Origin of the sequence: Natranaerobius trueperi, from assembly GCF_002216005.1 — a bacterium.
Classification (GTDB): domain Bacteria; phylum Bacillota; class Natranaerobiia; order Natranaerobiales; family Natranaerobiaceae; genus Natranaerobius_A; species Natranaerobius_A trueperi.
Genome location: NZ_NIQC01000001.1, coordinates 51,129 through 70,966, shown reverse-complemented (window position 1 = coordinate 70,966; position 19,838 = coordinate 51,129). Strand labels below are relative to the sequence as shown.

21 protein-coding genes and 2 pseudogenes are annotated in these 19,838 nt (G+C 32.7%); 11 read left to right on the top strand and 12 right to left on the bottom strand.

Annotation, left to right across the window (positions count from 1 at the left end):
* The first annotated feature begins 5 nt into the window (after positions 1-5).
* Together CDO51_RS00330 and CDO51_RS00325 are read left to right on the top strand one after the other, a co-directional pair.
* Positions 6-1,394, top strand: a complete 1,389-nt coding sequence (locus tag CDO51_RS00330) for an MATE family efflux transporter (RefSeq protein WP_089022312.1) — start codon at positions 6-8, stop codon at positions 1,392-1,394.
* Between the two features lie 115 nt (positions 1,395-1,509).
* Positions 1,510-2,028, top strand: coding sequence for a hypothetical protein (locus CDO51_RS00325; protein WP_089022311.1), 519 nt, complete (start codon positions 1,510-1,512; stop codon positions 2,026-2,028).
* Between the two features lie 28 nt (positions 2,029-2,056).
* On the opposite strand, the gene CDO51_RS00320 is transcribed toward CDO51_RS00325, so the two are convergent.
* Entirely contained in the window at positions 2,057-2,647 is a 591-nt protein-coding gene (locus tag CDO51_RS00320; RefSeq protein WP_089022310.1) for a phosphatase PAP2 family protein, read from the bottom strand.
* Between the two features lie 20 nt (positions 2,648-2,667).
* The gene (locus tag CDO51_RS00315) at positions 2,668-4,572 is read right to left on the bottom strand and encodes a phosphodiester glycosidase family protein (RefSeq protein WP_158212247.1); all 1,905 of its coding nucleotides are present in this window, start codon (positions 4,570-4,572) and stop codon (positions 2,668-2,670) included.
* 489 nt (positions 4,573-5,061) lie between these two features.
* On the opposite strand from CDO51_RS00315, the gene CDO51_RS14045 reads away from it, so the two are divergent.
* The 3 genes from CDO51_RS14045 to CDO51_RS00305 all read left to right on the top strand — a co-directional run bounded on the left by CDO51_RS14045 (position 5,062) and on the right by CDO51_RS00305 (position 6,538).
* A complete protein-coding gene (locus CDO51_RS14045) occupies positions 5,062-5,205 on the top strand; it encodes a hypothetical protein (protein WP_205842029.1) in 144 nt (47 codons plus the stop codon).
* 15 nt (positions 5,206-5,220) lie between these two features.
* Positions 5,221-5,694 (top strand): GerMN domain-containing protein, encoded by a 474-nt coding sequence (locus CDO51_RS00310; protein ID WP_089022308.1) that lies wholly within the window; start codon positions 5,221-5,223, stop codon positions 5,692-5,694.
* A 64-nt stretch (positions 5,695-5,758) separates the two neighbouring features.
* On the top strand, positions 5,759-6,538 hold the full coding sequence (locus CDO51_RS00305) for a class I SAM-dependent methyltransferase (protein ID WP_089022307.1): 780 nt from the start codon (positions 5,759-5,761) through the stop codon (positions 6,536-6,538).
* A 66-nt stretch (positions 6,539-6,604) separates the two neighbouring features.
* Here the strand turns inward: CDO51_RS00305 and CDO51_RS00300 are convergent.
* A pseudogene (locus tag CDO51_RS00300) lies at positions 6,605-6,899 on the bottom strand (IS6 family transposase); the annotation flags it as partial.
* Positions 6,900-7,049: 150 nt separating this feature from the next.
* On the opposite strand from CDO51_RS00300, the gene fdhD reads away from it, so the two are divergent.
* Positions 7,050-7,763 (top strand): formate dehydrogenase accessory sulfurtransferase FdhD, encoded by a 714-nt coding sequence (gene fdhD, locus CDO51_RS00295; RefSeq protein ID WP_089022306.1) that lies wholly within the window; start codon positions 7,050-7,052, stop codon positions 7,761-7,763.
* Between the two features lie 110 nt (positions 7,764-7,873).
* Entirely contained in the window at positions 7,874-9,793 is a 1,920-nt protein-coding gene (locus CDO51_RS00290) for an N-acetylmuramoyl-L-alanine amidase (protein WP_158212246.1), read from the top strand.
* A 40-nt stretch (positions 9,794-9,833) separates the two neighbouring features.
* On the opposite strand, the gene CDO51_RS00285 is transcribed toward CDO51_RS00290, so the two are convergent.
* On the bottom strand, positions 9,834-10,985 hold the full coding sequence (locus CDO51_RS00285; RefSeq protein WP_089022304.1) for an amidohydrolase: 1,152 nt from the start codon (positions 10,983-10,985) through the stop codon (positions 9,834-9,836).
* A 395-nt stretch (positions 10,986-11,380) separates the two neighbouring features.
* Here CDO51_RS00285 and CDO51_RS00280 point away from each other — a divergent pair, with 395 nt between their 5' ends.
* Positions 11,381-11,950, top strand: a complete 570-nt coding sequence (locus tag CDO51_RS00280) for an NYN domain-containing protein (protein WP_158212245.1) — start codon at positions 11,381-11,383, stop codon at positions 11,948-11,950.
* 162 nt (positions 11,951-12,112) lie between these two features.
* Here the strand turns inward: CDO51_RS00280 and CDO51_RS00275 are convergent, their stop codons facing one another.
* Positions 12,113-12,277, bottom strand: coding sequence for a DUF1540 domain-containing protein (locus tag CDO51_RS00275; RefSeq protein ID WP_089022302.1), 165 nt, complete (start codon positions 12,275-12,277; stop codon positions 12,113-12,115).
* 185 nt (positions 12,278-12,462) lie between these two features.
* Here CDO51_RS00275 and CDO51_RS00270 point away from each other — a divergent pair, with 185 nt between their 5' ends.
* Entirely contained in the window at positions 12,463-12,933 is a 471-nt protein-coding gene (locus CDO51_RS00270; RefSeq protein WP_089022301.1) for a QueT transporter family protein, read from the top strand.
* On the opposite strand, the gene CDO51_RS00265 is transcribed toward CDO51_RS00270, so the two are convergent.
* The 7 genes and pseudogenes from CDO51_RS00265 to CDO51_RS00240 all read right to left on the bottom strand — a co-directional run bounded on the left by CDO51_RS00265 (position 12,923) and on the right by CDO51_RS00240 (position 17,675).
* A complete protein-coding gene (locus CDO51_RS00265) occupies positions 12,923-13,567 on the bottom strand; it encodes a coenzyme F420-0:L-glutamate ligase (RefSeq protein WP_089022300.1) in 645 nt (214 codons plus the stop codon). The genes CDO51_RS00270 and CDO51_RS00265 overlap by 11 nt on opposite strands.
* A 122-nt stretch (positions 13,568-13,689) precedes the next feature.
* Positions 13,690-13,935: a spore coat protein gene (locus CDO51_RS00260; protein WP_158212244.1), complete on the bottom strand. Its 246-nt coding sequence runs from the start codon at positions 13,933-13,935 to the stop codon at positions 13,690-13,692.
* 38 nt (positions 13,936-13,973) lie between these two features.
* Positions 13,974-14,186 (bottom strand): ferritin family protein, encoded by a 213-nt coding sequence (locus CDO51_RS00255; protein ID WP_089022298.1) that lies wholly within the window; start codon positions 14,184-14,186, stop codon positions 13,974-13,976.
* A 96-nt stretch (positions 14,187-14,282) separates the two neighbouring features.
* Positions 14,283-15,505 (bottom strand): annotated as a pseudogene (gene glnA / locus CDO51_RS00250) (type I glutamate--ammonia ligase); the annotation flags it as partial.
* A 140-nt stretch (positions 15,506-15,645) separates the two neighbouring features.
* A complete protein-coding gene (locus tag CDO51_RS00245; protein ID WP_089022297.1) occupies positions 15,646-16,695 on the bottom strand; it encodes an RNA-guided endonuclease InsQ/TnpB family protein in 1,050 nt (349 codons plus the stop codon).
* 96 nt (positions 16,696-16,791) lie between these two features.
* Positions 16,792-16,950, bottom strand: a complete 159-nt coding sequence (locus tag CDO51_RS13385) for a glutamine synthetase (RefSeq protein WP_143824643.1) — start codon at positions 16,948-16,950, stop codon at positions 16,792-16,794.
* Between the two features lie 305 nt (positions 16,951-17,255).
* Positions 17,256-17,675 carry an Asp23/Gls24 family envelope stress response protein gene (locus CDO51_RS00240; RefSeq protein WP_089022296.1) on the bottom strand — a complete coding sequence of 140 codons (420 nt, stop codon included), beginning with the start codon at positions 17,673-17,675 and terminating at the stop codon, positions 17,256-17,258.
* A gap of 198 nt (positions 17,676-17,873) precedes the next feature.
* On the opposite strand from CDO51_RS00240, the gene CDO51_RS00235 reads away from it, so the two are divergent.
* Complete coding sequence (locus tag CDO51_RS00235) at positions 17,874-18,581, top strand: hypothetical protein (protein ID WP_089022295.1); 708 nt, start codon at positions 17,874-17,876, stop codon at positions 18,579-18,581.
* Positions 18,571-19,833 carry a GTPase HflX gene (gene hflX / locus CDO51_RS00230; RefSeq protein ID WP_089022294.1) on the top strand — a complete coding sequence of 421 codons (1,263 nt, stop codon included), beginning with the start codon at positions 18,571-18,573 and terminating at the stop codon, positions 19,831-19,833. Before CDO51_RS00235 ends, hflX begins: the two co-directional genes overlap by 11 nt.
* Positions 19,834-19,838: the final 5 nt, after the last annotated feature.

Here is a 19,838-nt window from a genome sequence, read left to right as displayed (position 1 = left end):
TTTATTTGACAACAGAAACAGTTTCACAAAAACGTGATTTAACAACAGGTAGCATACCTAAAAAACTAATAAGGTTGTCACTTCCTATTATGGGCGGAATGTTTTTACAAACTATCTTTAATATAGTGGATACATTTTTTGTTAGTAGAATAAGCTCTGATGCTATTGCTGCTGTAAGTATGAATATGCCAATTTTATTTATTTTAATAGCTATAGGAAATGCAGTTGCAGTAGGGTCTAGTTCATATATAGCTAGAAGTTTAGGTGCAAATGAACAAGAACAGGCAGAAAAAACAGCTTCTCAAGCAATTACATTAGCCATAGTTTTTGGAATTATAACTACTATTATTGGTGTGTTATTTGCACGACATATAATTTCTCTTATGGGTGCAACAGGTAATCTTTTTTCTATGGCTTTAGATTATACCAGTATTATATTTTGGGGTAATTTAATTTTCTTCTTGTTTTTAGCATTTGATGGTATACTTCGCGGTGAAGGTGATATGAAGACATCTATGAAAAAACAATTTGTAGCTGTTGGATTTAATATTTTATTAGACCCTATTTTTATTTTTGGTTTAGGTCCAATACCTGCTATGGGAGTCGGAGGTGCAGCTTTAGCTACTGTTTTAAGTAGATTCTTAGGGTTAGTATTTCTAGTTTGGCACTTTTATTCTGAAAGGTCGACTATTAAATTTGATATGACTAAATTAATTTTTGATATTAATATCATAAAAGAAACCATGACAGTAGGTCTACCAGCTTCAGCTTCACAAGCTATGATGTCTATGACACTGTTTGTATATAATCGTTTAGCTACAGGTTTTGGAGAAGAGGCAGTAACTGCTTTAGGACTAGGTTTTCGCATTGATTCACTAGCTATTTTACCTGGGATAGCAATTGGGATAAGTACAGTTACTATGGTAGGTCAAAATTATGGAGCAGGAGAAATGGAAAGAGTACGTAAGTCTTACTGGACTGCTCAAATTATGGCTGTTGGATTTATGACTTTTATGGGAATTATTTTATTTTCTTTTCCGCAATTTTTCATAAGTATCTTTTCTGAAGAACAAGAAGTTATGGATCATACTGTTAGTTATCTTAAAATACTACCTGTGTGTTATCCATTTTTAGGTAGTGGACTGATATCTGCTCATGCATTTCAAGGTTTAGGTAAAGCGGTACCTGCCTTAATTATTAGTCTTATTAGGGTTGGTTTTGTAGGTATACCTTTATCACTGTTTTTAACATCACAAACAACATTAGGTGCAACAGGTATTTGGTTATCTTTAGGATTATCTGATTTTACTTTTTTTGCTATTGGAATGTTATGGTTTAAAACAACATTTAAAAAACTTTCATATTTTGAACCCAAAAAAGAACTCACTACTTAACAAGCTTTTTTAGGACTTTCTTCTAAAGAAGCTTGTTTTGGTCTAGTATAAAAACTAAGACAAAAGTAACCATAATAAAGAAGGTTTTTATAATAGGTTTTTTGGGGGGTATTTTATGAAAATAAAAGATAGAATGTTATTAGGAATAGTTGCAGGATTAATTGGAAATATACCAAAGACTATAGTGGATGAGCTGACACTTAAAAGAAAAAGTTCACAAGTATCTTTTAGAGAAACTGCTGCTGGTTTATTAGTAAATAAACGAAGTGAAGCATCAAAACTTCAAGGTCGTATCCTTGGTGAACTTTTTGATATGGGGATGTCATCATTAGGTGGAATAGGGCTAGTTTATCTATTATCAAAAACTGGGCGAGATCATATAATTACTAAAGGTATTTTTTCAGGTATAGCCCTTGGTACCTTAATAACTGTTATTCTAAATAACTTACCCAGTAATAAGGTAGAACCTAAAACTGCATCTAGTAATCTATCATATATGTTAAGTCAAGGGATCTTTGGTCTAACTGTGGTAGGTTGTATTTCTAAATTAGGTCATTCATCATTATTTGATACAAAACCTTTTAATAATTATTTAAAACCAACAGAAAAAACCTCAGAACAAGAAAAGGGTTAAACTCAAATAATGAGTTTAACCCTTAAATTTATCTAAATCGTTTAGATATTTGATATGTTTTATTACTTGTTTTTCTAGATACTAGAAGATATGTGATTGCAGGAAGTAAACCTAATAAAGCACCTGAAATAATATCTAATGGAAAGTGTATACCTGTATAGATCCTTGAAAAACCAACAAGTGCTGCAATAATACCCACATATGGGAAATAACTTCTCATATGAGTTAAGAATAGACCTGCAATTGCAAAACTAGCTGTAGTGTGGTTACTAGGTAGTGAAGGGCGTATCTCTTGTTCAATCATAGGAATTATATCAAAGACTACAAAAGGTCTAGGCCTCATTATAAGTTCTCGTAAAAGATTTGATAGTAGAATTGGAACTAGAATCAAAAAACCGATAAGTGCCATGTTAAAAAAAAGTGTCTTAAGTGCTTTGTTTTTTTCTTTTGTTACACTAAGCTCTCTTTTTATAATTCCTAGTATTCCTATAAGTAAAATTAATGCCATGAAAATTTTAGAATAGCCAGCTATGAAAACAAAAAGTGAATCCAAGATTGATATATTCCCATGTAGTGAATGAATTAATTGAAATCCTATCTTATCTAAGTCTGTTATCAAAGTGATCACTCCAACTTATGTTACTTGTCAGTTATAATTAGTGCATTTGAAATGCTTCTAGGAGTATTAGGTGAATAACTGTTTTGATATTTATCATCAAACCACATCATAGATGACCCTCCACCATCTAGATTTAAAGCATCATGTGCACCGCGATCTTTCATAAACTCTCCTAACTCTTCTAGAGTCATTCCTATACTAGTACCAGGCTGTCTACCATCTACTACAGTGAAGATAATATCGTTATCAGAAGTTATTCCTATTGCTGTTCTTGGTGAACGTCCTTTACTGATATTATCAGAAACACCTTCTAAAACTGAACTAATCTCTACTTTGTTATTTTCAATAATTCTAGGACTGCCACCTAAACCGAATTTGATTTCATCTAGGTTTTTATCTCCTAAGTCCCAAGTTAGATCAGTGTTAACACCAGTAGATAATAAGTTGATCTTATCTTGATTACCGTTAATATATTCTTCATGAATAGATAGTACAAAACCTTCACTTGGAATATTACTATTACCATTTTTAATGTGGGTAATAGTACCATTACTATCTATTACAAATTCTTTATGATTTCTAATGTGTGAAGTGCTTGTACCTGTAGTATTCCCATGTTCACTAGTGTAGATTATGACATCTTTTCGTTCTCTATTTCTATTTATTCCGTCTATTTCTATACTAATATCTTTGTCTTTTATAAAAAGTTCTCCACCGTTAAAGGTAGTCCTTTCAATACTAGGTTCCCCATCAGTGCTATAAAAGAAAGCCGATCTATTATCTGATGGTTCTCTATACAGCCTTTGATTATGGGCATATAAACCGATTGGATGACCAGCATGCCAGAAAAAACCACCATTTATAGCAGCTATAGCCTTATTTCTCTTTGCGATATTGTCTAATCGTTCTAATCCAGCAAATCTATTTTGTGCTAGAACTAAATCAGTTTCTAAGGCTGAGTTTGAGTCTAATTTTAGTTCATAAATTTTAATAGGCCCATCTTGTACACTTTTTCTTATGGAACTAAACTTTAATCCTTCAGTAATTTCTTTTTCTTCTATTGTAGCTTCGAACTCTTTTGGTATTGTAAAAGCAAGTTTTTTATCACTTTCTTTGGTTTTAATTTCAGGTACTGGATAGTTAAGAGAAACTTTTATGGTACTTGCATAGTTTTTCACATCTTTATTTTCGTCTTTTTCATTACGTTCTACCTGGCTAGTTTTTATTTCTTTTAAAAGTGGATCATTAAAGGTTAAGGTTTGTTCTTTGAGCTTTGCTGAATCAATAATAATTTCGAAATCGCTTTCTTTTTCATTGAAATTTAATTCATATGCAGCACTTTCATCTAAATCATCAAAAACCATTTCTATTCTATCATCCTTTTTATCCACATCAAAGTCTATTTTATTATATTTTTCATCATCTTTGTCTTCAGACTCTTTTGGTTCAGTTAAGGTTACGGTACCATCTGATTCATCCCAGACTACATTATAACCAAAGTTCTCAGCTAGAAACCTTAATGGTATAAAGGTTCTTCCATTTTCAACATACATTGGAGAATCAAATTCTTTTTCTATGGGTATATCTAACTCATCAGAAGATATGAGAGCTATGTTACTATTTATAGTCATAGTAATCTTAATATCTTCTTTATATAAAGTAACTTCCTTAGTTTCTTCATTATATTCTACGTAAGCTCCTAACTCTTCTGAAATATTTCTAACAGGTCCAAATAATCTTCCGTCTTTTAATTGTGGTAGTACTCCCTCTGTTATTTCAGTATCATCTATAAAAATGGGAAGTTTGGATCCACTACTATCTTCACTTGCAATAACTGGACTTGTAATTAGAGAAAAAGCTAAAGTCCCTGATAGTAACTTTTTATAAATCTTATCCTTTAGTAAATATTCTTTTAATATATTCATTTTAATATAAACACCTCCGAAAAAGTTTGTTAAGTACATTTCTTTAGACGACATATCTGTAAAAAAGTTCTCATATAAACTTAAAATACCATTTAACCATGAATTTTTTTAAAATATTTTTCTATCACCTGGATCTAAATTAGCTGTTGATTCGTCTAAAATAACGACCTGTAGTTTTAAAAGCCATAGCCCGTGTTAAGATCTTTAGTGGAAAGTTGCTTTACGATCACATGTATATCAATTACCATTTTTATTTAGTGACTTGTCTATGAATTCAAAGCTTTGTGTATTTTGTGTTTAGGGTAACCTTTTGCTTTGAAAAAAATTATTAAAAAGGTTTTAACTAAAAACTAACACAAAGAATGATATTATCTTTATGGCTTTTGTGAAATTTTTTATAGGAAAGAGAGGTGTAGCGTTTTAAGTTAATCGATTCTCCTTGTAAAAAGTATAAGATGAAATACTGATTCTTTCATAGTATATTTTACCATGAATATATATACAAATAGAAGCCTTGAAAATAGAAGCCTTGAAAAATTGTTAGAAATACTTGAAAAATTGTTAGAAATAAAAGAAAAAATATTTAAATTATGGTATTATAAAGATACCATAATTCGAGTTTTATCGACTTAATAGGAGGGGATTGTTATGAAACGATTATTGTTATTAGTAGTAATGTTATCTTTAATGGTATTTTTATCAGCATGTGGTGAAGAAGAAAAAGAAGAAACTACTGTTTCTTTATACTTTCTAGAAGAATCTGAAACAACTTTTGAACTAGCAGAAGAAACTAGGGAAATAGAAGATGCTAGTCCTAATAAAGCTTTAGATCTATTATTTCAAGGACCTGAATCTGATGAATATGGAGTTTTAATAACAGAAGAAACTAAACTTAAAGATTTTTGGATAGAAGAAAATATAGCTCATGTTGATTTTTCTTCTGAAATTTCACAAGCAGCTTTTGGTTCAGAACCAGAACTTTTACTAATTCAATCAGTAGTCTATACATTGGTTCAATTTGAAGAGGTAGATAAAGTTCAATTTTTGATTGAAGGAGATATTGTTGATAGTATTGCTGGACATATATATACTGGAGAACCAATTAGTAAGGATGATATTTAAATAATTATTTGCACAGTCTGTGTTTCAAAATTTAAAATGATAATGCAAATAAAGGAGGGGTTGAATGTCTAATAATCAACCGGAAAATATCTGGAGTGATGAACTTTTTACAAAGTACTATTTAGATATGATTAAAAATAAGTATCCAGCAAATCAGACAGAAAGAGAAGCTAACTTTATTGAATCTGTTACAAGTCTTTTTATGGGGGACAAGCTATTAGATCTCTGTTCTGGATGTGGACGCCATGCACTAGCTATGGCTAAAAGAGGTTATAATGTAACAGGTGTTGAATTAAGTGAGCATCTAATTAATAAAGCAGAAAAACGTCTTAAAGATAGCCCTGTTACTGATCAGGTTTCTTTTATTAATGATGATGTAACTAAATTACATGAACGTGACTTAGGGACAAAATTTAGAGCTGCCTATACTTTAGCCTCTTTAGGATATTATATGAGTGATGAAGATGTAGAAAATACGCTTAAAGGAATATATAATCATTTAGAGTCACAAGGCTTCTTAATAGTAGATGTCAAAAATAGAGAACATCTTTTAAGAAACTTTAAACAAAAAGACTGGGTTAAAACTAAAAATGGATTTACTTGCTTTAGATATACAAAATTTGATTTTGAATCTAGCTGTACAATTAACTATAAACATGTAAAGCCACCACATGGTGATGAGGTTATGTACTCCCAGTGGATGAGAGCTTATACTTTAAAAGAGATGTTTACAATTATGACTAAAACAGGTTTTAGCCCTCAAAGAGTGTATGGTAACTTTAAAAGGGGACCATATGATATTAACTCACAACGGATGATAGTTGTAGCTACTAAGGAAAGTTAATAGAGTCTGTTAAGTTGTTATGAAAAAAGAGCTCTTTTACTCGCAAGATTTGAAAGAATTTCATCGTCATGCTGCACTATGTAGCAGCCAAAAGGTTCTAGATTTATTGGAATAAGAGATGCCAGCAACTTGAGTCAACACATTGCTTGTCCTAACAAAGTTAAAAGCAAACACAAGCAATAAGCTTGTTAGCAGACTGGTAAGAAGCAAATCCTCTGCGTTGTTTAACCCAACTTTTAAGTATCTGGAAAAAAGATTCAATTAAGTTGTTAGAAATATCATCTTGAAAAGACTAAACTCTGATGTGACTAGAATTTGGGAACAAAACTTTAATAGGAGCATTGTAAGCCCAATATCTATCATCTGGGGCATACAACTTTAGCCATGGATCAGTCTCCTTTCTCTCGGAGGGTTTTGCTTTCGCCTAAAAACATCTTAACTCCGAGACGGAGACTGATTCAAATATCATACAACTTAACAGAACTAGTTAATATGATGGGAGGGTTTTTAAATTAGTTTACCTGTCAGTGAAGAAAAGCCGATCGAATTATATGTAAATGATCGAAAATTTGCTACATTTATGTGTACTCCTGAATATCTAAAAGAACTAGCTTTAGGTCATTTATTTACTAAAGGAATTATTTCAGATATGTTTGATATTAATATTATGAATGCTTGTGATGAGCTTAATACTATAACAGTTACTCTAAACAAAGACATACCTGAAGATCAATTTGATGTAAGTAATGTTATTACAAGTGGATGTGGAAGTGGTGGGCAGATCCAAGAGGATATAGAAAATAATAGTATAGACTCTAACTTATCAGTTTATGATAGCTTATTTAGAAACTTTTTTGTCGATATGTATAATAGATCAATAAAATATCTTAAAACAGGAGGAATACATTCAGCAGCCATTGCTGACTCTAAAGAACTATTATTAGTCCGAGAAGATGTTGGTAGACATAATGCAGTAGATAAAGTGATTGGAGCTAGCCTTATAAAAAGATATGACCCCTCTAGTTGTATAGTGATTACAACTGGAAGATTATCTTCAGATATGGTTCTAAAGGCGCTAGGAGCAGGGTTTCCTATAGTAGCTACACGTAGTATACCGACAAATTTAGCACTAGAAATTGCACAAAAAACAAATATAACATTAATCGGAAGAGGTCATCGTGCAAGTGATAAAATAATCTATACAGGACATGAAAGAGTAAAATAAATAAGGTTTTTTTGACATCATCGGAACTTATTTGACATGTTCTCCGTCTTAAAATATGAAGTCAGTCGAATTTTGTAAGGGGGAAAAAGAAAGAGTAGGGAGTGGAACAGGTGTATAACTTAAAAAGAGTAACCTTATTAATCATTGTGCTACTAGTAAGCTTTTCTGCAACTTTATTAGCACAAGATGATATTGAGGTTAAAGTAGACGGAGAAGTGGTTAGCTTTTTAGATCAAGAACCGTACATTGATGATAATGGAAGAACTCAAATTCCAGTAAGATTTGTCAGTGAGGAATTAGGGGCCTATGTTGAATGGAACAGTGATGATCAAATTGTTGAACTAGACAATGGATCTGATGAAATTGTTTTAGAAATAGGAAAAGATAACTTCACTTTAAATGGAAAAGAGAAGTCTATGGACACAGCTCCGATACTAACTGACAAAGCGCGAGTAATGGTACCATTAAGATTTGTTAGTGAAGGGCTTGGTGCATATGTTGATTGGAAAAGTGAGAAGTATTTAGTAGATATCACTACACTAGATAACGAAGATAATTCAGATAATGAAACAGATAACGAAGATAATTCAGATAATGAAACAGATAACGAAGATAATTCTAACGAAGATGAGGACAAGCCTAACAAAGACAAGCTGGTTGAAATAACTCATGATAATCTAAATGTTCGCTCTGGTCCATCGACTGACTATGATCAAGTTCATCAAGTCCATTCAGGTGAAAGATATGAATTTGTAAAAGAGTTTTTTAATGAAGATGAAGTAGAGTATACTGATTGGGTTAAAATTAATCTAGAGTCTCAAGATGAAGACAAAGGATGGGTAAGTAAAGACTTTGTTGAAATACATAAGCTAGATGACTCTTCTGATGAACAAGACGATCCTGAAGAAATACCTAATGAGTTTGTAGGTCCTATGGGTAATATAACCATTGCTTATGATAACTTAAATGTTAGAAAAGGACCAAGTTTAGATTATGATACACTTACTCAAGTACATAAAGATGAACAATACCCCCTACTTACAAGATCTACGAAAAGTAACCACCCTGAATACAATGAATGGTACAAAATTAAAATTGATGAAGATACCAAGGGTTGGGTAGCGGCTGACTATACTGCGGATGTAAGTTATGATGATGAATACGAATTACAGGCAATTAATTATGTTCATTGGGAACAAAATGATAATAATACAACTATTGGTTTAGGTCCAATTGAAAGAACAGATGTTAAAAGTTATACTTTAGATGATCCTGATAGGTTAGTGATAGACCTTGATGGAATCTCATTAAACACTGATGAGAATAACTGGAATATAGGTAGTAAAACAATAGCACAAGTTAGAGCCCGTGAAGATGATGACACTCTTAGGATAGTAATTGACTTAAACGAAAAAGAACATTACTCTCTATCATGGCAAGATTCACAGTTAATGGTAAGTGTTTATGCTTTTAGCCCGCTAAAAGATAAGAAAGTAGTTCTTGATGCTGGGCATGGTGGTTCTAATACAGGAGCGATTGGCCCAACAGGTTTAAAAGAAAAAGAAGTAGCCTTAGATGTTACTCTTATGACAAAAGAATTACTAACAGAATTAGGAGCAGATGTCTTTTTAACTAGAGATAGAGATATAACTATGACCTTAGATGAACGTGTGGAATTAACAAATAATTCAGATGGTGATATCTTTATTAGTGTACATGCTAATGGTCATCCAAATAATAATATCCACGGAACGGAAACTTTCTATTCGTCTGAAAGAAGTTCTCGGGATATTGAATTAGCTAGGGATTTACAAACAGGAATGTTAAATACCCTAAATAGGTTAGATAGAGGAGTTAAAGATAGTAGATTTAGGGTATTAAGAAAAGCAACAATTCCTGCAGCTTTAGTTGAGCTAGCATTTTTAACAAATGCAGAAGAAGAACAGCTTTTAAGACAGGATTCATTTAGAGAAGACGCTGCTGAAGGAATTGTAGAAGGTATATTAAATTATTTTAAAAATAATTATTAAGTAAAATTCCCCGAATGATATTTCATTCGGGGAATTTATATTAGGAAGTAACCTCTTCACCGGAAATAAAGATATAGTCTAAATTAGATTCTACACTTAGTGGGTCTCCGTCAAATACTAGAATATCGGCATCTTTTCCTTCTTCTAAAGTACCTACTTTATCATCAATACCTGCAATTTCTGCTGCATTAATAGTTATAGCTTTTAAAGCTTCTTCTTTTGGAAGCCCTTCTTTAACAGCTAAAGCAGCACAGATTGGAAGGGTATAGATAGGGATGACAGGATGGTCAGTAGTGATAGCAAACTTAACTCCTTCGTCATATAATGCCTTAGGTGTCTCAAATGAGCGTTCCTGTAATTCTACTTTAGATCTAGCAGTCATACTAGGTCCAACTACTGCAGGAATATCATGCTCTTTTAATTGTTTTGCAACTTTATGACCTTCAGTACAATGTTCTATTGAAAGGGTGAATCCAAACTCTTTAGAAATTCTAATTGCGGTCATAATATCATCTGCTCTATGAGCATGAGCCCTTACTGTTAATTCATTATTTAATGCTTTTCGAAGAACTTCTTTTTTGAAGTCTAAATCTACAGATTTATCATCATCAGCTTCTTCTAGTTTTCTTTGATATTCTTTTGCTTCAAAGAATGCTTTTCTCATTAGAGAGGCAGTAGCCATTCTAGTTGATGGACTTTTCTTTTGTGAGCTATATATTCGTTTCGGATTTTCTCCAAAAGCTGCTTTAAGACCAACAGGTTCTTCTTTCATAAGCATTTCATCAGCAATTTCGCCTTTAGTTTTAATGGCATAAGATTGGCCACCTATAACATTTCCACTTCCTGGACCTGTAATCACTGAAGTAATACCTTTAGTCCTAGCATCTCTAAGTCCTACATCAAAGGGATTAATTGCATCAAGTGCTCTTAATTCAGGTGTAATAGGACCAGTTAGTTCGTTAACATCATCTCCTTCAAAGGCATTACCTTCTTCGAAAACTCCTAGATGAGTATGTGGATCAATCATTCCGGGCATAACAGTTTTCCCAGAAGCATCAATTTCTTTTGTCCCTTGAGGAGTCGTTAAATTAGGACCGATTTCTGCTATCTTCCCGTCCTTTACTAAGATGTCTTCACCTTCTCGGTTTTTACCTGTCATGGTAAGTATATTAGCATTTTTGATAATAAACATATATGACCCTCCTTATAATTCTCTTTTATCGTTCATAATAAATATTTCGCCATCCTAAATGAAATACCTTCTAAATTAAATAAATATAAACTAATATAAAAAATTCGAATATTTACAAAATAAAAATTATTTCAGGGAGGTATTTTACAAAAGCTCAGCGAAATGGTAAACGTAAAAAAATATATAATTTTATGTCTCAAGTTCGGTATTGCAATTTTTCAGACTTGGTGTTACAATCAAAGCGCAAAATGAGTACCCACCAAAATACTTCCTGTCGTTCTAAAAAGGGATGACAGGTCAAAATCCGGACTTGGGGCCGCATGAGCGGCCCCTGTATTTTTTTTAGGGGGTTTTGGGTAGAATAATTGTTTGTATGGCGAAAAGGGGGTGAAAGTTTGAAAAATTATCGCCAAAGCCTAAATATTTTTATAGATGGTGGTTTTTTAGAAAAAGTTTTCTCAAAATTAGGCGAACCCAAAATAGATTATTTAAGACTCTATAGCTGGATAAGTAGACAAGTTATGGTTCCTAGATTGCGTACATATTATTATCACTGTCTTCCATATCAAGGTAATCCCCCAACAGTTGAAGAAAAAGATCGTTTTAGTAAAAAACAACGTTTTTTCAATAAAATAAGTAGTTTACCTAGATCAGAAGTAAGATTAGGTAGCCTTGCATATCGGGGGCGTAGTGAAGAAAAACAGCCAATCTTTGAACAAAAGAAAGTAGATGTGTTAATGGCATTAGATATTGCACGTTCTGCTTTTGAACAACAGATAAGCCATATTGCTTTGATTTCTAGTGACAGTGATTTTGTCCCAGCTATTCAAATGGCTAAAGATAAGGGTATTATAGTTTACCTTTTATATAGTCATGAGATCAAACCTCATCATGACTTAGTAGAAGCCTGTGATGAGATTATATACCTAACTATGGATGATATTCAAGAAATGGAATTAAAATAATCAAAAATTATTATTCTTAATTATAATTAAATTATTCGAAATATTATTATATATAAATTAATAAAAAATCTCCGGGTATCCCGGAGATTTTTTTAGTGGAGGGGGAGGGGGTAAAATGTTAGAAGGGGGAAGGTGATGGAAAAAACTTTTTACTTTTTACGGTTAGTTATTTGGATAAAAAGTAGCACAATCCGTTTCTTGGATGTCTTTAGCACCTGGTGGCTGTACTTCAATAGTTTTGGCAACACACTGGTTTCCTTGGTGCCAGTAATAGCAACTATCGACTACACACTTAACGCCATCAATCGGTTGGTTACGTTTTTCCAATGTTCCCCTCCTTTCTTTTTAGAAGGTTTGACCTTCTATTTTATATTTTTATCAGATACTGCCTAGATTATTGCTGGAAGTTTCTGATATAATAAATAAGTTTTCAAACTTCCAAAAGTGTAAACAATAAAAGAGAGGCAGGTCGCGGCCACCCTGCCTTATCAAAAAACAAGGAGAGTGATACTATGAAAAGTCGAGATTTAATAAGAATTGCGCTTATTGCAGCAATTTATGTGGCCCTTACGTTATTATTTGCTCCTATTTCATTTGGTGTAGTGCAAATAAGAATTTCTGAAGCACTAACAGTACTACCTTATTTATTTAAAACAGCAATACCTGGCTTAACTATCGGAGTATTTATAGCAAACATATTCGGTGGTTTAGGTCTAATTGATGTAGTATTTGGTAGTGCAGCTACTTTTTTAGCAGCAGTGCTAACTCGGAAAATGCCTTCTCCATTTTTAGCTCCTATCCCACCAATTATTGTTAATGCTTTAATTGTAGGCGGGTATCTAAGTGTATTATTAGATTGGCCAATTCTCATGGGGATGATGCAAGTAGGTGTAGGTCAATTATTAGCTTGTTATTTACTTGGAGTACCAGTACTATTAGGTATTACACGTATTTCAGCTAATAACGAATATCTTAGTGACTAAAGTAGTTTTTAATAATGGTTATAGGTGTATTTTGATCATCATTACCAAAAGGGTTTGTTTTTAGTAACTCTTCTAATTTATCTTTATCTAAACCAGAAGAGGCTCCTAATACGTCTACAAAACCTAGATCATTTACATCTACTATAGCACAGCTAGCATTTGTTTTTTCTGCAATTTGTTTTGATACCTTTTCTGGTTCTTTAGGTCCAAGTACTATATAGTGATCAAAAGGGTGCATAGTGCGTGCAACATCATCAATTCTAGCGACTTCAGAACCTGCAAGTTGATAAAAAACACCGTCTTTTTTTAATAATAACTTTCCTGCACCGCCTAATATAGCACCTAATAAAAGTCGAACTTTACCCACTTCTTTTGCGGCAAGTTCCATAGAAGCTGGGTTTGTTAGATTTCCATCACGTTTTGTATAATGGCATAAAGTTCTAGAAAGTATACTAGGATTAATTTTACTAGGTTTGAAATAACGTCCTTGACTGATAGCTAGAACACTTTCAGCTATACAAATAACGTCCTTATCTGTAACAATCTTTTTTGTATAGTTTTCAATAACTTCAACAATATCATCTTTATTAGTAATTAAATGTGTTCTAATAGGTATTAATTTTATTTTATTCATATTTAATTCCTCCAGATAAACCATGCTTACTATATTATATTAACAACACACTATGAAAGTGGAATAGTTAGCAGGAAAACTGAGAAAAGAAATAAGGCTGCCATAATTGGCAGCCTTATTAATTAATTGTACCAGCCACGTTTTTCCATAGCTTGGTATATCTCTTCTGCATGTTGTTGTTCTTCTTGTTGAATATGTTGTAAAGCTTGTCGAATTTGAGGTCTAGCACTTTCTAGTACAGTTACATCATAATATGAAGAAATATGCTTTTCTGTCATTAGCATATCATGTAGAATTGCTTGATCTGCGAGCTGGTCCTGACTTTTTTGTTTTTGATTACCTTGCTGGTTTTGGTTGTTTTGAAACAAGTCCACCATCCTCCTTTACATAAAAATTTTCAATTAACTTAATTTTGCTGTTGTTGTCCATATTGTTGTAAAATCTGATCAATTTGATCATAATGGGATCTTTCTTTGTCGGCTAATTTTTGAAATAGGTTACTTAGTTCTTGATCTGATAACTGATTAGCATAAGTTTGATATTTTGCTACACAAAGTTCTTCATATTCCTTTGCTTCCTGGAGGAGCTGTTGCTCTTTTTGTGATAGTGAATTAGTCAAGGATTGTTCCTCCTTTCTAAAGTTTTTCTAGTAATAGTATCCAAAGATATATTAAAAATTATGTATTAAAAAAAACTGAACCTATTTAGGTCCAGTTTAGAATTTAGTTAAATATTGTTCTCTTTCCCAAGGATGAACAGCACTTATATAGCTGTTCCATTCATGATTTTTTGCTGCAATAAAGCTTTTAAAGGCATGTGGTCCTAGAGCATCTTGAATAATTTTATCAGTTTCTAATTCCTTGATTGCACCTTTTAAATTATCAGGTAGTCTTTCTATCCCAAGTTCTTTCATTTCTTCCTCACTCATATTATAGATATTTCTATTAATCGGAGCAGGTGGTTCAATTTTATGCTTGATACCATGTAAACCAGCTTTTAGCATAACAGCAGTAGCTAGATAAGGGTTACAAGAAGTATCAGGGTTTCTCATTTCTACCCTTGTAGATGTACCTCTCTTAGCTGGAATTCTAATAAGAGGACTACGATTTTTTTCACTCCAAGCAATATAAACTGGTGCTTCATAACCTGGTACTAACCTTTTATAGGAATTAATAGTAGGGTTTGTGATAGCAGATATCGCTTTTGCATGTTGAAGTAGTCCACCAATGAAATATCTACAATCATCACTTAATTCTCGGTCACCTTCTGGGTCATAAAAAGCATTTTTCCGTCTTTAAATAGACTAATATTAGCATGCATACCAGAACCGTTGATCCCTTGGATTGGTTTTGGCATAAAAGTAGCATGAAGACCATGTTCTTTTGCAATGGTTCTTACTACATAACGAAAGGTAGCAATTTTATCTGCAGTAGTTAAAGCATCATCAAGTTGAAAACCAATTTCATGTTGGCCTGGTGCTACTTCATGGTGAGTAGCTTCTATTTCAAAGCCCATCTGTTGTAAGGTGATAGTCATATCTCTTCTTGCTTCTTCACCTTTATCAACAGGTGCTAAATCAAAGTAACCAGCTTTATCATGAGTTTCTAATAATGGCTCACCATCAGATCCTGTATGAAATAAAAAGAACTCATTTTCTGATCCCACATTCATAGTATATCCCATTTCCTTGGCTTCTTCTATTACTCGCTGTAGGGTACATCTAGGACAGCCAACAAAAGGTTCGTTGTTTGCATCATAGACATCACAGATTATTCTAGCGACTGTTCTATTAGTTCTCCAAGGAAAGATCATAAATGTATTTGGGTCGGGACGAAGGTACATATCTGATTCTTCAATTCTTACAAACCCTTCAATGGAAGATCCATCAAACATTAACTCACCATCTAAGGCCTTTTCTAACTGATTAACATTGACACTCCACACGCATAAATGCGTAGGATTCTCGGGTAGCTATGCGTCCTCAATTCATTTCTGCTTTAGACAGCTCCCAAGTTAAGGGTATGCCAGTACCCTTCCCATACCAGTGCATATAGCAGTATAGGCTGATAGACTTTTGCTTACGCTACTCCATCTATCACAGGTGCATGGATGATGTTCATTCCTGCTACCCGATCTCGGTGGGTTTTAAAACCACATGAGCATTGATAGTTTCTGTCTTTTACATGGTTGCGATTTCTACATATGGGACAAGTTTGACTCGTATATTTTGGATCTACATATTCTACTGCTATACCTCTTAGTTTTGCTTTGTACTCAATAAATAATGCTAACCGGTGGAATGACCATGTATGTAGGTTCTTTTCGTTTTTACGGCTTGTTCTTGCCGTGTTTCGGATATTTGACAGTTTTTCTAAGCGAATGACCGAAACTTGGTTTTCTATTGCAAAATCAACCACTTTACGGCTAATTTTATGATCTTGGTCTTTCATCCATCTTTGTTCTTTGTCATTTAAGGTTTTGATGGCATTTAATTTCTTGGCTTGACCTAGTTCAGAACGTTTTAACTTATATTTTCTGCGAATATACTTGTTTTTTCTTCCGTTTCCTATGAATTTTGTTTTTCCGGTACTTGTTACCGAAACAGCTGGAGCCTTCAATCCTAGATCTACTCCCATTACTGTATCAGTCTCTTTAGGTTTGGGTTCTGGTACTGTTACACATACTTGGGCGATCCATTTATTTGATTTTTTCGTGATGCGAAGTGTCCCTAATTTGTTTTTTAATAGATTCTGTTGGTACTCTGTTAAAATAGCTTTTACTGCAATTCGTTTTGATTTACCATTGATGTACACTGGAAATTCAATTGTGTTTTCTTTTATCCTATAGTTTTGGTTGTTCCATATGCAGACGGGCTTTTTTAAGACTGGTACTCTTTTTATCTTCTTGGATCTGCGGTAGACACTTTTTGCTTCACGAATAGATTGATTTTTTACTGCACTTGGCATAGATGCTTGAACATCTTTTGACGACAGCTTTAATGCTTGTTCTTCTTGTACCATTTTAGATACCAAAGCATTGATAGTTTTAATATATTCTTTTGAAATATTGGTCAGATGTTTTTCTTGGTTTTTAGTCGGCACTAGTTTTATTTTTACTGTTTGCTCCATTTAGTCACCCCCTTGTTTTCGTTTTAGTTCTTCTATATTCTTGTTTCATATGATTTAATTGTATATGTTTTTGCTTCATAGTACAACTTAATTTTATTAAAAAAAGGCTTTCATCCCACGATTGAAAGCGTGGGATGAAAGCCCTGATACTGTAAGAGCAACATTTTTAAGTACACCTGTTATATCAGTAAACTGTAGTCTAATAAATTCCACATTTTTATCTTTAACTTCAGCCATAATCTCTTCTCGTTTCATTTGTTCCACTCCTTGTTTATTATTCAAAACATTTTAGCACTTCACAGTATTAGTGTCAAAAGTTTAAAAAATTGGTCATAAATTATAGTGACCATTTTGTTTGAAAATTATATTAAGCTAAAAAAAAAGGCCCACCCTGAAGGCTGGGGCCTAAAGGGGGGCGATTATAACAGGGTGGGCCTTATAAGAGTGGTGTATATTAATTTCGACATAAAATTACGTAATTCCTTTCTAATTTATAAAAATAATAATTACTAATTAACATTTTTAAAAAAAAGACACGGCTAAAAGCCGTGTCGTAAGGATTATTCCATTGTTTCATATTCACTTTCAGATTCTTGGTCCATTTCAACACCCTGAACATTAACTTGAACAGCAGGAACCTCTAATCCAGTCATGGATTGAATAGCTTCTCTAATTGCTTTTTGTACTTCTTTTGCAGTTTCATGAATCTTAACGCCATACTGTACTACAATACTAATAGCAACATGTACTTCATTTTCTTCAGTAGTTATTTTTACACCTTTACCAAGATCTTTTTTACCCATTCTTTCTGCAATGTTACCTACAAATGATCCACCAGTCATACCTTTAACACCTTCTACTTTATTAGCAGCGATTCCAGCGATTATTGCAATGACATCATCTACTATTTCAACATTATCTTCCTTTTCCGCAGTGGAAAGATTATTCACCTTACCAACATTTGTTTCTTTATCAGCCATGCTGATCAACTCCTTTCAATAGTCTACCTTATAATTATAAATTACTTACTTATAATATTCTCCAAAAAATTCCTAAGTCCTGCAAGTAAGCCTGTCTAGAATATATTTTTTTGATAGGAAAAAAATATATTCTAGAGAATTAATGTAAAGGGACTGATAAAAGGAAATAATAGAGAGAAAGCCTTGGAGGGGATTTATATGACAACTCTTGTGATAGTTGGTTTAGTAGGAGTATTTGCTTTTCTACTGATAATATATATGATGTGGTTACTGTTAGGCAGAAATAGTAATTTTTATATAGGAGTTTTTGTATTATTTATGTTTTTTTCTATATCTGTTTGGTTGTTTTATATTCCGCTATATCAGCATATTATGTTTGAAGATGATATTAGTATCGAAGTAAAAGGAAATAAGGAATTATATACTGAAGATAAAGTACTATTAAACCTTAAAGGAGAAGTAAGTGATAAAGAAGAAAACTTTATACCGATTACAGTAGCGATCTTTTATCCAGAAGAGTATTATGAAGTTGAACGGGCATCTAGTCAATTTAGTGTTGTTTCAATTTTAGAAAATGAAACAACTCCTGATCACTTCACTACTGATACTATTAATCTAAGAAAAAAGGTACTAGATAATAAAGAGAAATATCAAGATCTACAATATATTAAAAGGGGAGAACAATTAACAGATAAAAAAGAGGTTTATTTTATTCTAGATGAACTTAAAAATGATTTTGGAAAAATTGAAGAAGAAATCTACTTTAACCTAAGTGAAAAAGGAAAAGAACTAGCTAAAGCTAATTCAGAGGATTTGACAGTAGATGTATACTTTTTATATGCTTCTCATTATAATGAAAATTTAACCATTAGAGAACAAAACTTGGAGGTTTTATATGAAAAATGATAAAAGCTTAGAAAGAGCTGTAGCTGTTGGTCTTTGTTTAACAGATGAACATATAAGATTTAGTACAGAAGAATCACTAGAAGAATTAGAACGACTAGCTAATACAGCTAGTATTGAAGTGGTTACTCAAGTAATTCAAAAACGACGTAAACCACATCCAGGCTATTTTATAGGTAAGGGAAAAGCAAGGGAACTTTCACTTATTTGTGAAGAGCTTTCATGTGATATAGCGATTTTTGATGATGAACTATCACCTGCACAAACTAGAAATTTAGAGGAAGAGTTAGAAGTTACTGTTTGGGATAGAACAGCACTTATTTTAGATATTTTTAATAGAAGAGCCAATTCAAAAGAGGCAAAACTACAGGTAGAGCTAGCTCAATTAGAATATTTACTACCACGACTTGTAGGTAGAGGAGAAGAATTAAGTAGGCTTGCAGGTGGTATCGGAACTAGAGGTAGTGGTGAACAAAAACTAGAGATAGATAGACGTCATATAAGAGAACAGATTCAAGAAAAAAAGAGAAAATTAACTGAAGTACGAAAAAGAAGACAGGAAAGTAGAAACTACCGTAAAAAACAAAACCTACCTGTAATATCGTTAGTAGGTTATACAAATGCAGGAAAATCCACACTTCTATCTAAACTTACAGATACAAATGTTACAGCTAAAGATGAACTTTTTAATACATTAGATCCAAAGCTAGCTAAACTAGAACTTCCATCAGGTTCTAAATCACTTGTATCTGATACAGTTGGGTTTATTAATAAGTTACCTCATCATTTAGTAGCGGCCTTTAGAGCTACTTTAGAAGAAGTAGAAGAAGCTGATTTAATCCTTCATGTAATAGATGCTTCAAGCAATCATATGGATGAAGAAATAGAAGCTGTTGAAGAAGTTTTGAAAACTTTAGAGATAGAAAAAACTCCAACTATTAAAGTATATAACAAGATTGATCAGGTTAATGACCCTGATCCTAATTTATATTCTAATTATCCTTATGAGATACCAATTTCAGCTTTAAATAAACAGAACTTTTCAGAGCTATTAAAAGCTATTCAAACTCAACTTGAAAAACATTGGGTAAGAAAGTATTTTGAGTTTCCAATACACAGAGAAGACTTAAAAGCACGACTACATCAAGTAGGTGAAGTATTAGATGTAGAATATAATGAAACTTCTATACTTGTATATGTTAGAATTCCTCCTGAAGAAGAAAAAAGGCTTACCCAGGAGTTAGAAAATCACTAAGGGAG